Annotated in this window: 11 protein-coding genes; 1 reads left to right on the top strand and 10 read right to left on the bottom strand. The window is 65.0% G+C overall.

Annotated elements, in window-relative coordinates; all coding sequences use genetic code 11:
* Positions 1-178: 178 nt before the first annotated feature.
* The 10 genes from ptsN to GGD65_RS21935 form a co-directional block, all read right to left on the bottom strand.
* Positions 179-640: a PTS IIA-like nitrogen regulatory protein PtsN gene (gene ptsN / locus GGD65_RS21980; RefSeq protein WP_008141251.1), complete on the bottom strand. Its 462-nt coding sequence runs from the start codon at positions 638-640 to the stop codon at positions 179-181.
* A 231-nt stretch (positions 641-871) separates the two neighbouring features.
* Positions 872-1,498: a ribosome hibernation-promoting factor, HPF/YfiA family gene (gene hpf / locus GGD65_RS21975; RefSeq protein ID WP_018323447.1), complete on the bottom strand. Its 627-nt coding sequence runs from the start codon at positions 1,496-1,498 to the stop codon at positions 872-874.
* Between the two features lie 201 nt (positions 1,499-1,699).
* Positions 1,700-3,316, bottom strand: a complete 1,617-nt coding sequence (gene rpoN / locus GGD65_RS21970; RefSeq protein ID WP_183236580.1) for an RNA polymerase factor sigma-54 — start codon at positions 3,314-3,316, stop codon at positions 1,700-1,702.
* 89 nt (positions 3,317-3,405) lie between these two features.
* On the bottom strand, positions 3,406-4,413 hold the full coding sequence (lptB, locus tag GGD65_RS21965; protein ID WP_018323449.1) for an LPS export ABC transporter ATP-binding protein: 1,008 nt from the start codon (positions 4,411-4,413) through the stop codon (positions 3,406-3,408).
* 223 nt (positions 4,414-4,636) lie between these two features.
* Positions 4,637-5,347 (bottom strand): LptA/OstA family protein, encoded by a 711-nt coding sequence (locus tag GGD65_RS21960; protein ID WP_183236579.1) that lies wholly within the window; start codon positions 5,345-5,347, stop codon positions 4,637-4,639.
* A gap of 4 nt (positions 5,348-5,351) precedes the next feature.
* On the bottom strand, positions 5,352-6,086 hold the full coding sequence (gene lptC / locus GGD65_RS21955; RefSeq protein ID WP_018323451.1) for an LPS export ABC transporter periplasmic protein LptC: 735 nt from the start codon (positions 6,084-6,086) through the stop codon (positions 5,352-5,354).
* A gap of 174 nt (positions 6,087-6,260) precedes the next feature.
* A complete protein-coding gene (locus GGD65_RS21950; protein WP_018323452.1) occupies positions 6,261-6,875 on the bottom strand; it encodes a ribonuclease D in 615 nt (204 codons plus the stop codon).
* A gap of 104 nt (positions 6,876-6,979) precedes the next feature.
* The gene (locus GGD65_RS21945; protein WP_183236578.1) at positions 6,980-8,302 is read right to left on the bottom strand and encodes a UbiA family prenyltransferase; all 1,323 of its coding nucleotides are present in this window, start codon (positions 8,300-8,302) and stop codon (positions 6,980-6,982) included.
* A gap of 151 nt (positions 8,303-8,453) precedes the next feature.
* Positions 8,454-9,029 carry a tail fiber domain-containing protein gene (locus GGD65_RS21940; RefSeq protein WP_183236577.1) on the bottom strand — a complete coding sequence of 192 codons (576 nt, stop codon included), beginning with the start codon at positions 9,027-9,029 and terminating at the stop codon, positions 8,454-8,456.
* On the bottom strand, positions 9,026-10,315 hold the full coding sequence (locus GGD65_RS21935; protein WP_183236576.1) for a hypothetical protein: 1,290 nt from the start codon (positions 10,313-10,315) through the stop codon (positions 9,026-9,028). Before GGD65_RS21935 ends, GGD65_RS21940 begins: the two co-directional genes overlap by 4 nt.
* A 480-nt stretch (positions 10,316-10,795) precedes the next feature.
* Between GGD65_RS21935 and GGD65_RS21930 the strand changes: the two genes are divergently transcribed.
* Positions 10,796-14,779, top strand: a complete 3,984-nt coding sequence (locus GGD65_RS21930) for a BTAD domain-containing putative transcriptional regulator (RefSeq protein WP_183236575.1) — start codon at positions 10,796-10,798, stop codon at positions 14,777-14,779.
* The last annotated feature ends 42 nt before the right edge of the window (positions 14,780-14,821 follow it).

Genomic DNA, 14,821 nt, shown 5'->3' with positions numbered 1-14,821 from the left:
GCATCCGACCCCCTCCGTCTTCCGGGAGTCGTCTTCAGAATCCGTCTTGCCTTCCAATGCAATAGCTAGACAAAACCCATATGCGATTCCCCTGCTGCAGATCCCCAGGGCAGGGCGCGACGCCGGCAATGCCGGGCGATCCAGGAGGCCAGAGTCGATCCGGCCTTTGACGGCGAAGTTACGCCGCCGTGGCCGGCGGCAGCGCCAGCACGGAATAGATCGCCTGGGCATCGCGCGAAGCGCGCAGTTTCTTGGCGATGTCCTGGTCGCGCAACAAGCGGGCGATGCGGGCGAGGGCCTTGAGGTGATCGGCGCCGGCGCCTTCGGGGGCGAGCAGCAGGAAGACGAGATCGACCGGCTGGCCGTCCATCGCCTCGAAATCGATCGGGCGGTCGAGGCGTGCGAACAGGCCGAAAATCTTTTCGAGCTTGGGCAGCTTGCCGTGCGGAATGGCGACGCCATAGCCGACCGCGGTGGTGCCGAGCTTCTCCCGCTGCAGCAGCACCTCGAACACCGAACGCTCGTTCTGCCCGGTCAGCTCGGCGGCCTTGGCCGCGAGCTCCTGCAGGGCCTGCTTCTTGCTGTTGACCTTCAATGCCGGGAGAATCGCCTCGGGTGCGACCAGATCGGTAATCGGCATGGAGGGTTTCCGAGGTGAATTAAACCGTCAGGTTCCGAATTGGCCGGCTTGGAGAGAAACCACGCCGGGCCGGCGTCAAGAAGGTCAAGCAGGAGGAGGACTTAGCCCAAATCCCGTTAAGTCCTGATGTGGGGCGCTTCTACTCCAACGCAATCCCGGTGCCAACTCCCGCGTGCGGCTTTGCCCCGGTCATTGTTAAGGCCTGCGGATGGTACGGGGCCGGGCTTTTGCCTATCCCCCGGCCGCGCTGTTCCCCTTGCCATCCGCGCCGGCATCCGTTTTGGCTCCGGGCGGGTCGATCCAGCCCACATTGCCGTCGGCCCGGCGGTAAATGATGTTCACCCGGCCGCTGGAGCCATGCTGGAAGACCAGGCAGGGAGCCCCGCTCAGGTCGAGTTCCATGACGGCCTCGCTGACTGACAGCGGCTTCAGCGAAGTGGTCGCCTCGGCGATGATGACGGGGCTGTAGCCGGTGACCTCGTCCTCGCCCTCCGGCGCCTCGAGCACGTAGCTGGTGGCATCGAGCGCAGCCATTGCTTCGGAGGCGACATGGGCCTTGCGGGCGGAGCGGTCCTTGAGCCGGTTCTTGTAGCGACGCAGCCGCTTCTCGATCATCAGCAGCGCCTGGTCGGCGCTGGCATAGGCATCCGGCGCGTTCGAATCGGCCTCCAGCGTGATTCCGGAATCGAGATGCAGGGCGCAATCGGTGCGGAAGCCGAAGCCGTCCTTGCTGAGCGTAATGTGGCCGGAATAATTGCCGTCGAAATATTTGCGCAGCACCTCGTCGGTGCGGTCGGAAACGCGGCCACGCAGGGCCTCGCCGACGCTGATGCTCTTTCCCGAGATTCTGAGAGTCATGTGATGCCTCGCTTGGTTCACGTGCTCGCGGTGCGATGCCACGTCATCGCACCTCTGGAAGATTTCCTGCGCATGCTCTCCCCGCAAACGCCTTCGGCGTTTGTCGGGAAGGAAAACCGCTGGACACTTTTCCGGATCATGCGTGTGCTTGGATCCGTCTCGACGGGGGGTCGAGAGTAGCGCGATTTCGCGCCAGCGCAATCAGGCCGGTTCGGTGTTGCGGGAGCGATCGGACAAGGCGGTGGTGAGGACGTTACCAAGAGCGCTCTGCTTGTCGCGGCGACGTTGCACCGAGGAAGGAATGCGCATGGCTTCGCGGTACTTCGCGACCGTGCGGCGGGCAATATCAATGCCCGAGGCGCGCAAGCGTTCCACGATGGTGTCGTCCGACAGGATCGCCGCGGGCTCCTCCGAATCGATCAGCTGCTTGATATGGTGGCGGACGGCTTCGGCGGAATGCGCCTCGCCGCCGTCGGCCGAGGCGATCGAGGCCGTGAAGAAATATTTCAGCTCGAACGTGCCGCGATTGGTCGCCATGTACTTGTTGGCGGTGACACGCGACACCGTGGATTCATGCATCTGGATGGCGTCGGCCACGGCCTTCAGATTGAGCGGCCGCAAATGCGCCACGCCATGGGTGAAGAAGCCGTCCTGCTGGCGCACGATCTCGGTTGCAACTTTCAGGATGGTGCGGGCGCGCTGGTCGAGCGCGCGCACCAGCCAGGTCGCGTTCTGCAGCGCGTCGGTGAAATAGGACTTGTCGCCGTCCTTGCCGATCTTCTTCGACAGCTCGGAATAGTAGGTCTGGTTGACCAGCACGCGCGGCAAGGTGTCGCTGTTGAGCTCGACATGCCAGCCGCCGTCGGGACCCGGGCGGACATAGACGTCGGGCACCATGGTCTGCAGACGCGCCGAGCCGAACTTCATGCCGGGCTTGGGATTGAGACGGCGGATCTCGCCGATCATGTCGGCGATGTCCTCGTCATCGACGCCGCAGATCTTGCGCAGGGCCACGATGTCGCGCTTGGCCAGGAGATCGAGATGCTCGACCAGGGCCTGCATCGCGGGGTCGTAGCGGTCGAGCTCGCGGAGCTGGATCGCCAGGCATTCGCTCAAATTGCGCGCACAGACGCCGGGCGGATCGAATTTTTGCAGCACGGCAAGGACGCCCTCGACGTCGGCTTGCGTCGCGCCAAGGCGCTCGGCGGCCTGGCCGAGATCGCCCGGCAGATAGCCGGCCTCGTCGACGAGGTCGATCAAATACTGGCCGATCATGCGCTGGGCAGGTGCGGTGAAGGCCACCGAGAGCTGCTCGGCGAGATGGTCCGAGAGCGTCAACTCGGCCGCGACAAAGGCCTCGAGATTGTAGTCCTCGTCGCCGGAGGCGCCGCCGCCCCATTCCGTATAGGTCGTCGGCGCGGCGTCCTGGGCGTTGCGCGCCGCGGCCTCGGCCGGTTCCTCGGAGAAGACGTTGTCGAGGCCCGTATCCAGGGTCTGCTCGATCTCGGCGCGGGTGCCGAGATCCTTGCTCATCCATTCTTCCTGGCCCGGCTCGAAGGCGTCGCCGCCGCCAAAGCCGTCATCGCCCTGGCCGCCGGACTCCTCGCCATCGCTATACTGGCCGGCCTCGGCCGGGCCCTCGCCCGCGGGAGCCTCGTCATTGGCCCGTTCCAGCAGGGGGTTACGCTCGAGCTCCTCTTCCACGAAGGTCGTGAGATCGAGATTGGACAATTGCAGCAGCTTGATCGCCTGCATCAACTGCGGCGTCATGACCAGCGACTGCGATTGCCGGAACTCTAATCTCTGCGTGAGCGCCATGAAGCAAGAACCGTTCCCAAAAATTGGTCCGATTTTTGCTTATCCTAGTCCAGGCCCGATGTACACGTCTTGACGAACGCAAAAACGGGCTAGAGGCGGAATTCCTCGCCAAGGTAAAGGCGGCGCACGTCCGGATCGGCGACGATCTCATCCGGGCTCCCCTCGGTCAAGATTTCGCCGGCATAGACGATGTAGGCGCGGTCGGTGAGGCCGAGCGTCTCGCGGACATTGTGGTCGGTGATGAGGACGCCGATGCCGCGATTGGTGAGATGGCGGACGAGGTCCTGGATGTCGCCGACCGCGATCGGGTCGATGCCGGCGAAGGGCTCGTCGAGCAGCATGTAATTCGGCCGCGTCGCCAGCGCGCGCGCGATCTCGACGCGGCGGCGCTCGCCGCCCGACAGAGCGATTGACGGCGATTTCCTGAGCCGCGTGATGTTGAACTCGTCGAGCAGCGAATCGAGCTGCTGCTCGCGCTTCTTGCGCGAGGGCTCCACCACTTCGAGCACGGCGCGGATGTTCTGCTCGACGGTGAGGCCGCGGAAGATCGAGGCTTCCTGCGGCAAATAGCCGATGCCGAGCCGCGCGCGCTGATACATCGGGAGCTTGGTGACGTCGTGGCCGTCGAGCTCGATGGCGCCGCGGTCGGCCTTGATCAGGCCGGTGATCATGTAGAACACGGTGGTCTTGCCGGCGCCGTTCGGACCGAGCAGGCCGACGGCTTCGCCGCGGCGCACATAGATGCTGACGCCGCGCACCACCTGGCGGCTGCCGAACGCCTTTTCCACGCTATGCACAGCCAAGAAGCCCGGCCGCTTCAGGAGCTGGGGCCCGCCGCCGCCATTCGGCTTGGCGGCGGCCCTGACGGGATGAACTGCCGGCTGACGCGGCGCCTCGGCTTGATAGTCGCCTTGATAGTCACCCTGGAACTGATCGGGCGCATGGATCGCCTGATCGCGGGCCATCGGCGCGTCCCGGATCGGGCTCGTCACGAGCCCGCCGACGCCGTCACCGAGCGCGGTGATGTCCTGACGCGCAAATCCTGGCCGGCCGCGCTTGGCGGGGCGCCGACGGAACATGCTGAAGAGATCGACCATCCCCGCCTTCTAAGCCTTTCGCGATGATCCTGCGCGAATTCGCGCGATCTGCCGCACCGGCCGTTCGACTGGCCGATGCAGCATGAGTGAAGGGATGTCTCATGCCCAGTGAAACACGCCCGAAAAGCGGCGGACCCCGCTTCGAAAGCCCTGCGCGCTAGATACAGTCTCGCCGGCCAAGCTTCAACCTCGGTTCGGGAGCACCCGATCCAAGTCGTTGAATTCATTTCGATTTAGTTCCGCCGGGCAATTGCAAAGGCGGCGCCCCGCCGGGCTTACCCGAACCGCAATCATTGCCGCCGCCCTGCGGCAGCAGGGCCTGAACCCGGCCGTTGTCGGATTCCACCCGCGACACGCCCGTCGTCATGTCGACCATCAAACGGTCGCCGCGCAGCACGTTCTTGCACTGCGTCAGGACGACCTGGCCGCCACCGCCCAGCATGGTGATGAGATTGGTCCTGGTGTCGAACACGGCGGTCTCGCCGGTCACCACCTGGTCCTTCTGGGTGACCACGACATTGCCGCGCGCCTCCAGCCGTTTGATCGAGGAACTGCCGCCGGGGCCCGGCTGCGCCGACTGCATCGGCGCGCCCTTGGTCGCCTTGGCCGCAGGCTGCGGCGTGGCGGGCTTGTCGCCGCCCGACTCGTAGAACACCACCAGCGTCTTCGAGGTCATGGTGGTGTCGCCCTGGATGACCTTCACATTGCCGGCGAAGGTCGCCTCCTTCTTCTTGTCGCGCATCTCGAGCGAGGCCGCCTCGATCTGGATCGGCTGATCGCGGTTCTGCGAGAAGCCCTGCATCGCGTTCGGCACGCCTTGCATCGTGCTCTGCGCAAAAGCGGCGCCGGTTGCAGCAAGCACGACAGTGGCGGCGAGCGCAGCTGCACTGATGATGGCATTGCGCGTGTGGTTGCGCGAAAAAGACCTGATCATGAAATCACTTTGAATTGGCAGACTTGTTCTTTGACTTGGCCGGCGGCGCCGCTGGCGCGGGCTCGGCTGGCGCAGGCTGAGCGGCGGCGGGGTCATCCAGCTTGTCCAGATGCATCACCACATTGCCCTCGAAACGGATGACGTCGCCGCCTTCCGTAATGCGCAGCTTGTCCGCGGACAGCGTGCCGTTGGTCAGCTTGACGTCGACACGCTCGTCCGAGGAGACCGTGCCCTTGCCCATGTCGACAAAGGCCGAGTTCAGTCGCGCCTCGTAGCCGGTCGAGGTGCGCAGGAAGATATCCTTGTGCAGATCGAGCTGCTGCTGCTTGTTGTCGAAGCGGCCGGTGCGGGCATCGAGGAACAGGGTCGATTGATCCTCCATCAGCACTTTCGCGCGCAGGTCGGAGAGATCGACATGATCGGGATCGGTGATGTCCTGCGTCGCGGTCTTGGCCCAGAGCTCGTAGGGCCGCTGGTCCGGCGTGTAGCCCGCCAGATGCGGCGATTCCATCGTGATCTTGGTGCCCGACACCACCAGGTTTCCGGAATCGAGCGGCAGCTTCGGCATCAGCATGCGGAACGGATTGAAGACCGAGACGCCGACGATCGCGGCCATCGACAACAGCACCGCAGCCGGCACCGCGAGGCGCAGAATCCGCACCAGACGGCTGTGGCGCGCCGCGCTGGCAAACTTCGCCGCAAGCGCAGCGTCGTAGGTGGGATTGTGGGCCGAATTCACCTGAGCTCCTGAGGTGCCGCTCGCCAGGCCGGGTTGAAGGGCGCCCCATTGTACCCGTCAGCGCCGCAATATGCAGCCTTGTACATATCAGCCTTGGATATATCAGGCTCGGACAGGCCGCACGAAAGTGTCCGAAACGGGGCGCAGCCCGAAGTCTAACCGGCGGTGGAGGACTCAGGAATGCGCGAAAATGTCCTCCTCCGCCCAGCCCTGGAGGTCGAGCAGGGCGCGGGTCGGCAGGAAGTCGAAACAGGCTTTGGCCAGCGCGGTGCGGCCCTCCCGCACCAGCATGGCATCTAACCGTTCGCGCAAGGCATGCAGGTGCAGCACGTCCGAGGCGGCATAAGCGAGCTGCGGCTCGGTCAGGCTGTCGGAACCCCAATCGCTGGATTGCTGCTGCTTGGAGAGATCGACATTGAGCACCTCGCGCACGAGGTCTTTCAAGCCGTGGCGATCGGTGTAGGTGCGGGTCAGGCGCGAGGCAATCTTGGTGCAATAAATCGGGCCGGTCATGACGCCGAAGGTCTGGTACAGCACCGCGACGTCGAACCGCGCGAAGTGGAAGATCTTGGTGATGGCGGGATTGGCCAGCAGCGCCTTCAGGTTCGGCGCGTCGGTGTGGCCCTTGGGTATCTGGACCACGTCGGCGCTGCCGTCGCCGGGCGAGAGCTGCACCACGCAGAGCCGGTCGCGGTGCGGATTCAGCCCCATGGTCTCGGTGTCGATCGCAACCGCTCCGGTGTAGCGGGACAGGTCGGGCAGGTCGCCGCGATGCAGGCGTACGGTCATGGCGTTTCAAAACCTCGGGTCTAATCGGTGCGTCGGCACAATAGCGAATTCGGATTGCCCGCGATGTAGCCATTGCCGGCGGGCCGCGCAAGCACGGGCTTCGCTCAGATCGCCGCCAGCATGATGCAGATCATCGCCGCAACCGCAATGCGGCTGGGGCCGTCGCGGAAGGCGTACAGAATCGGGTCGTCCGGCATCTCGCGGCGATGCGCCATCATCAGGGCGCGGCCGAACCAGTAGAGCAGCAGCGGATTGAGCAGCCACAGCATCCAGGGACGGCTGTACAGCGGCGTCACCGCGGTCGAGGAGACGTAGAGCGAGAACACGGTCACCGCGTTCATCGCGCTCGCCGCCGCCATCGCGGCGATGATTTGCAGGTCGGTGACGCGATAGTCGCGGTTGGAGGGATCGGCAAGGCCGGCGCTCTCGCGCATGCTGAGCTCGCTGAAGCGCTTGATCAGCGCCAGCGAGGTGAACACGAACAGCGAGAAGATCAGCAGCCATTCCGACAGCACCACGCCGACGCCGACCGCGCCGGCGACGATGCGAAGCGTGTAGAGACCGGCGAGCGTGACGATGTCGACCAGCATCTTGCGCTTGAGCGCGAGCGAATAGGCAATCGTGGTGACGAGATAGGCGCCGAGCACGCCGAGAAACAGCGGCGAAATGCAGAGACCGGCCACGACCGCGAACAGCCACAACGCAGGAATCGCTGATAGCGCGGACGAGATCGGCAGATCTCCGGCCGCCAGCGCGCGATGGCGCTTGGTCGGATGCTGCCGGTCCGCGGCGAGATCGAGCAGATCGTTCATCAGATAGGCGCCGGACGCGCAGGCCGAGAACGCCAGGAACGCCAGCATCGCGGAGCCGAGCGTTGCGAAATTCATCTGGTGCGCGGTCAGCGCCGGCACGAACACCAGCGTGTTCTTGGCGTATTGATAGACGCGCAGCGCCTTGGCCCAGATCTTCGGCCCCGGATTGCGACCGCCGCGGCTTTCGATGCGATCGATCGTGCCGCGATCGAAGGGAAGCTCACCCGCAGCGTGATCGGCCGGCGTCACGACGCCATCGAAACCGAGATGCGCGGCGATGCCGGCCGCATGGCCGGGAAGCCGGCTAGCGAGCAGGTAGACCTTCGCACCGCGCGCCCGCGCCGCCAGCGCCTGGTTCAGCACATCGGGATCATAGGGCAGATGGGCGTAGTCGATCTCGGCCTGCGCCAGGACATCCGTCAGCGCCGCCACGCCGGGCCGTCCGCCCGCGCCGAAGCGGGCCAGCAGGCGAGCGGGGCTGGAGAACAGCGCTTCCATCAAGAGCTCGGAACGGAGCAGGGCGCCTTCGAGATCGATGACGAGCGTCCGCGCCGCCGCCGGCACTGCCGACGGCCCCGGCGCGCTGGAAACGTACTGCCAGGCAGGCTGCTCCATTCGAAAACGCTCTTGTTTGCCGCAAAATGACCGGCTCCAGGAAAGCGGATGGCCAGGGAGCAGGGAAATGGACGGCAGCGAGCCTAGGAGGCATTCGCTAAGGCTGGCTTAATCCGAGATTGGCGGCAATCTGGCGAGGCCTGGTGGTCTCTCAATCGCTCCAGCTGCGGAACTGCAGTCCGAGCAGGTCGTAACGGACCCGAAGATAGCCGTCGGGACCGTGCACCACGGCACCGGGCACGATCCGCTCGACCTCCTGGGCCATCACACCGACATAAAACGTGTCGTCCCAGAGATAGCGAAACCGGTAGAGGCAGATGCCGCTGTCGAGGCATCCGAGCCGCGAGATATCGCGCTTGAGCCGCCTGTCGGACGTGACAGGCGGTGGAGGCGTTGGCGGCAGGGTCGGAACCACCGCCGGCACGGGCTGCGGCGGAGGCGGTCCGTATTTGTCGTAGGACCGCTCGATCGACCTGGGGGTGTTCGTGTCCTGGCTGTCGCCGCGGCTCTGCGAGACCGGCGCGCCGGTATAGGACAGTTTGGGCTGCGAGAAGATGATGGCTCGCTGGCGCATCGACCTGGCGAGGCCGCCGTTGACGCATCCACCACCTGAAGTCCTGCCCTCCGGGCATCTTGCTTGCGCCTGCGCCTGATCGAAAATCGACAAGCCGGCGACGAATGCCGTGACAAGAGCAAAGCCGCTCAAACCAGTGATGATGCGCGTCAAAATTTCATGCTCCCGCCAAGCATCGCGATCCAGCCGCGAACGCGAAGGTTCGGCGTCAGTTCGGTCAGGTTTTCATTGACCCAGAAGTGCTCGGCACTCGCTTTCAAGGACAAGCCTTCGCGTGGCGAATACTGCGCAGAACCTCCCGCTCCGATGCGGGTCTTTGCCGGAATGAATTGCTGCGTGACCGGATTGTAGGAGTTTTGATCGCGCCGCATGTAGTTCAGCATCGGCGCGACGGTCCAGTTGCCGCTCACGACGGGTTGCTCGAGGCGATACCGATACACGGCGCTGTTGGACCGAAACGACTCGGGAATGATCTTCAACAGCTCCGGATCCAAAACCCTGTTCTTCTCGGCGTTGGTCCACGACGCCGTGAATGTCGTGCTCGACGATGTCGTCCATGCATATCCGACCGTACCTGACAGTGTGTAGCGGTCGCCAAGTGCATAAGATGAGATATGATCCAGACGGGTTGCAGTTTCGTGGGCGTAGGACGCTGAAGCCAGCAGCGTCAGGCTCGCCAGCTGGTAGCCGAGCGACGCCGTCTGCGTCGCGACCCGTCCCGGCCCCACCAATGTGGTTGCCTGCGGCTCCGTGCTTGCGGGATCGAGCAGCGCTTCCATGCGATATGCGCCGCGCCAGGTATAGCCGGAACTGAACGTCAGGATGAGCTGTTCGCCGATGGGCAGGTTGACGCCGACCGTCGGCCCTATGTTCAGCCCTTCCCCGAATGTTGCGAGGTCGACGATGTCCTGATCCATCCGCGCATTCGCCGCGCTGCCATAGAGAGCCGTCGTCCCCGTTGGAAGATTGACGTTCATGGAGACGAACGGCTGGATTCCGGGAATGCCGAGATAGGTTGCTGTCCCCGAGACGACCGTATCGGTCGTGGTCGTGACGCTGCCGGTCAACCCGGGCGTGGATTGCCGTGACCAGACATAGCCGCCCCTGCCGAGCAGATCGACTTTGACGTTTTCGAGCGGCTGCCCGCTCGCCTGGATCGTCAGGGGTGCATAGACCTGCGTCCCGGCGCCGGCCGCCACCGAGCCGCTGGCAGGGAAACCCCGCGTGCCGCTCCAGGTGGCATATCGCAATTCCTGATCGGCGCTCAGCGACCAGTTCGGCTCGGCGGCATTCGCGAGCGAGGAGACCGTACAGCAGGCCATGACCACACACGCGCGCTTCCATCCGTCTCGAACCGAATCGTAGAGGCGCGCGCGCATGATGGGCTGAGAGGACATGCAGTTGGAGAAGCCTGACGGCAACGAGATCGCCGGATGCACGCGACCTCGCGCTCGGACCCGCGATCAAGCCGCAGCTACGGCTGCTTCTTCCCGGACGTGGGGGCTGGCGGTTTGGGGGGTGCCGGAGTGGGCTTCGGCGGCGGCGGGATATTCTTCCGTACGGCCGCGTCGGCCAGCGACGGAGATCTCGTGTAAGCCATGACCGGGGCGGCACTGACCGCTGCGAACAACGCCGCGGCGATCATCATTCGATACATCATGAACTTGTTCCTCTTCATAGTCCGTCCGGGAGCAGTGAAAAATTCCAGCCGATGACGGTCGCGGCTGAGAATTTGTCGGCAGACATCGGGGAGCGCCGCGGGGATTTGTAGGCCGACCGCCGTCAATGCCGGCGTCAGTCCGGCGTGACTTCCGCGTGACTCCTGCTTTGCGCGGCCTTCAAAGTGCGTCAAAGCGTGTTAGGTGTGTTTCCGAGGCCACGATCGCCGTGCCCGATTTGCCATGGGAATGAGAGACTGCGTGCCGCTTCCGAGATTTGGTCTTTCGCTGTTCGGACGTTTTGAACTGACGACAAGTGACGGCGTGGTTTCGTTGCCGGGCCGGAAACTTGCTGGATTGCTCGCCTATCTCGCTTGCACTGCGCCGCGCCGCCAACCGCGCGAAAAGCTCGCGAACCTGCTGTGGGGCTCGCATTTCGAGACCCAGGCGCGGCAGAATCTGCGCCAGAGCCTGGTGCGGTTACGGCGGATTCTCGGGCAGGACTCCATTTGCAGCGACGACAATGACGTCTGGCTCGCGCCCGGGGTGATCGATTGCGATGCGGTCCGCTTCGAGACCCTGATCGTCGAGGGCAGCCGCGCGTCGCTGGCCGCGGCCGCCGATCTCTACCGCAATCCGCTGCTGACGGATCTGAATATAGAAGAAGACGCATGGTCGGAATGGCGCGACCAGGAACGGGAGCGGCTGGACGGCCTGGCCGTCGATTCCATGGTCCGGCACGGCCAGCACGCGCTGCAGTCCGGACATGCGGAATCCGCGCTCAGGACGGCCAACCGGGCCATTGCCGTGAATGCCTTGCGCGAGGATGCGCATCGGCTGGTCATCCAGGCACTCACCGCCAATGGACGCAAGGCCGAGGCGCTCAAGCGCTATCAGGATCTCGTCGCGCTGCTCAAGCGCGAGCTGAACACGGAGCCCGATGCGGTCACCCAGTCGCTCGTCGCGGACCTCCGCAACGCCAGACCGTCCGGTGCGTCGCGTACGAACGAGCCCCTGGATGGCGTTCGGGTGCGGGAGACCGAAGCCGCAGCCGTCGCGGAACGCGATGACGATGCTCCGCCCTCGGAATCGCTTCGCCCGGGCGTCCGCCAGCAGCGCCAGTTGACGATCATGGCCTGTCAACTGATCGGCGCGATGCCTCTGTCCGCGGAACGCGACCCGGAGGATGTCCACGACCAGATCGTCGCCTTTCATCAGGTCGCGGCTCGGATCGCAGCGCAATTCCATGGCTTCGTCGCCCAGCACCAGGGCAACGGTGTCCTGATCTATTTCGGTTATCCCATGGCGCGCGAGCACGATGCTGAACATGCCGTACGCGCCGGCCTCGCAATCGTCGACGCGGTTCGCATTATGGACGCACCGGCCGGCGCGGCACCGCGGGCGAGCGTCGGGATCGCAACCGGCCTCGTCGTGATCGGCGAGAAGCCCGGGCCCGGCGATCTCAGGCAGCACGTTGCGATCGGCGAGACGCCGAACCTGGCAACACGGTTGCAGGGCGTTGCCGGACCGGGCGAGGTCGCGATCGCAGCCCGCACGCGGCGGCTGCTTGGGCAATTGTTCGACACGCGCGCGCTTCCGGATATCGAGGTCAAGGGACTGCGAGAGCCGGTGCCCGCGTGGCAGGTGCTCGGCGAGGCTGTTGGCGTCAGCCGTTTCGATGCGCGGCGCGCCGATTCACTGTCCGCGCTCGTCGGTCGCCAGGAAGAGATCGATCTGCTGCTGCGCCGCTGGAATCAGGCGAAGTCCGGTGCGGGCCGCGTGGTGCTGATCTCGGGCGAGCCCGGCATCGGCAAGTCGCGCATCGTCGAGAGCGTGTTGACGAGGCTCGAGGACGAGCAACACAGCCGCTTGCGCTATTATTGCTCTCCGCATCATGCGCACAGCGCGCTCTACCCGCTCATCGTTCAGCTTGAACGGGCTGCCGATTTCGAACCCGGCAGCAGCGCCGACGCACGGATAGACAGGCTGGAAGCCCTGCTCGCGCCCGCAACGAAAAATCTGACCCGCGATGTCGCGCTGATCGCCGAACTTCTCGGCGTGCCCTCGGACGGACGCTATCCGGCCCTCGCGATCTCCCCGCAGGAGAAGCGGGAGATGACCCTCAATGCGCTGCTCAACCAGCTTTCAGCCGGAACGGTGCAGACACCGGGGCTGATCGTGGTCGAGGACGCGCACTGGATCGACCCGACATCGCTCGACCTGCTCGACGCGATCGCGGCTCGCGCCGCAAATCTGCCGCTGCTGTTGCTTGTCACCATCAGGCCGGAATTCCAGCCTTCCTGGATCGGCCAGCCACATGTGACGCTACTGCCCCTCGGCCGTCTTGGCCGCAGCGACAGCGCCGGCATCATTGATGACGTCGCGGGAGGCAAGCCTCTCCCCGAGCCCGTCGTCGAGCAGATACTGTCGCGCGCCGACGGCATCCCGCTGTTCGTCGAGGAGTTGACCCGCATGCTGATCGAGCAGGAGCTGTTGCGCGAGGCATCCGACAGCGAAGGGTTGGAGGGGTCGCGGCGGTCGCTCGCCGTTCCGGCGACGTTGCAGGCCTCGCTGGCCGCTCGCCTCGACCTGCTCGGCGCGGTGAAGGACGTGGCTTCGATCGGCGCTTCGATCGGGCGGGAATTCTCCTACGAGCTGATCGCTGCAATATCCGCGCTGCCCCCTGTCGATCTGGACGCCGCGCTTGAACGGCTGACGGCCTCCGGCCTCGTCAGTCGTCGCGGCTCGCCGCCGCAGGCGAGCTACACGTTCAAGCACGCGCTGGTCCAGGATGCCGCCTATGTCGCGATGCTGAGGAGCCGCAGGCAGCAATTGCATGCGGATATCGCGAACACGCTCATCGAAAGCTTCCCGGCGCTGGCCGAAACCCAACCCGAGATCGTTGCCCTTCATTTCGACGAGGCCGGGCGGGCCCGGGAGGCGACCGACCACTGGATCAAGGCGGGGCGACTCGCACATGCGCGATGGGCCAACCGCGAAGCGGCCAATTTCTTCGAACGGGGGCTGCGCTGCCTCGCGACGCTGCCGCAGACCCGGGACACAATGGAGCAGGCGATCGATCTCAGGTTCGACCTGAAGACCTCGCTGTTTCCACTTGGCCAGTTCGCGCGCATCGTCGGCTATCTTCGCGAGGCCGAAGCGCTGGCCAGAGATCTCGACGATCCCGGACGGCTTTGCCTCGCGTCCGTTCACATGTGCCAGACCCTCAGCCTGAGCGGCCATCCACAGGACGCCGTCAAGTTCGGGCGGGATGCCCATCGTCTCGCAGAGCAGCTCGGCGAGCTTTCGCACCGCATCTCGGCATCGCTGTTTCTCGGGCTCGCCTGCTTCTCGACGCTGCACTACGGCGAGTCGGAATCTCATTATCTCAACGTGCTGGAACTGCTCGACGGCGACGCACGCCTCCGGCAATTTTCCCTCGCCGGATTTCCGGCCGTGACCGCCCACGGTTTTCTCGCTCGCATCTATGCCGACCAGGGCAAGTTCGCGCGCGGGATCGCTCACGGCGAGGAAGGCATACGCCTCGCCGAGGCGGTCGATCACCCCTATAGCCTCGGCATCGTCAGCTGGTGCTTTGCCGATCTGCTGGCGTCCCGGGGAGAGCTGAACCGCGCAGTCGTGGTGCTGGAGCGCGGACTGGCGGTGGCGCGCGAGTGGAACCTACCGTTCCTCGTCGCAGGCAATTCCGGCAGCCTTGGCCACGCTTATGCCCTGCTGGGGCGAACGGCCGAAGGCCTGCCGCTGATGGAGCAGGCGCTGAGGGTCTTCGAGAAGATGGGGCATCGATTTGCCCAGGCGCTGTTCCTGTCGCCTTTGGCCGAAGCATACCTGTTGGCTGGCCGGCAGGCGGATGCTCTCAGGGCTGCCGGACAGGCGCTGACGCTGGCCCGTGAAAATGGCCAGCGGAGCGGCGAGGCGGCCGCCCTGCGCCTTCTGGGCGAGGCTTCCAGCGGCGGCAGCTCCCCGGACCAGGCCGAAGGTCACTTCAGAGCCGCGCTCGCGCTCGCCGATGAACTCGACCTCCGCCCGCTCGCTGCGCGCTGCCGTCACGGCCTCGGAAAATTGTATTTGAAGGCGGGATGCCCGGACCAGGCTCGCGACGAGCTTGTCGCCGCGGCGACGATGTACCGCGAGATGGAGATGCGGTTCTGGCTGGTGCAGGCCGAAGCGGAATTGAGCGGATTGCCGGATTCCCTGTTGCATGGATCCCACAACCCGGTGTGAGCTTCATGTTCCCCAGGGAACGAGCGGCCGGCGGCCGATGAA

The sequence above is a fragment of the Bradyrhizobium sp. CIR18 genome, assembly GCF_014198295.1.
Classification (GTDB): domain Bacteria; phylum Pseudomonadota; class Alphaproteobacteria; order Rhizobiales; family Xanthobacteraceae; genus Bradyrhizobium.
This window is presented reverse-complemented; position numbering and strand designations above follow the sequence as displayed.

Coding starts and splice junctions, on each gene's coding strand:
- ptsN (WP_008141251.1), bottom strand. CDS start 640: ATGCCGATTACCGATCTGGTCGCACCCGAGGCGATTCTCCCGGCATTG.
- hpf (WP_018323447.1), bottom strand. CDS start 1,498: ATGACTCTCAGAATCTCGGGAAAGAGCATCAGCGTCGGCGAGGCCCTG.
- rpoN (WP_183236580.1), bottom strand. CDS start 3,316: ATGGCGCTCACGCAGAGATTAGAGTTCCGGCAATCGCAGTCGCTGGTC.
- lptB (WP_018323449.1), bottom strand. CDS start 4,413: ATGGTCGATCTCTTCAGCATGTTCCGTCGGCGCCCCGCCAAGCGCGGC.
- GGD65_RS21960 (WP_183236579.1), bottom strand. CDS start 5,347: ATGATCAGGTCTTTTTCGCGCAACCACACGCGCAATGCCATCATCAGT.
- GGD65_RS21950 (WP_018323452.1), bottom strand. CDS start 6,875: ATGACCGTACGCCTGCATCGCGGCGACCTGCCCGACCTGTCCCGCTAC.
- GGD65_RS21945 (WP_183236578.1), bottom strand. CDS start 8,302: ATGGAGCAGCCTGCCTGGCAGTACGTTTCCAGCGCGCCGGGGCCGTCG.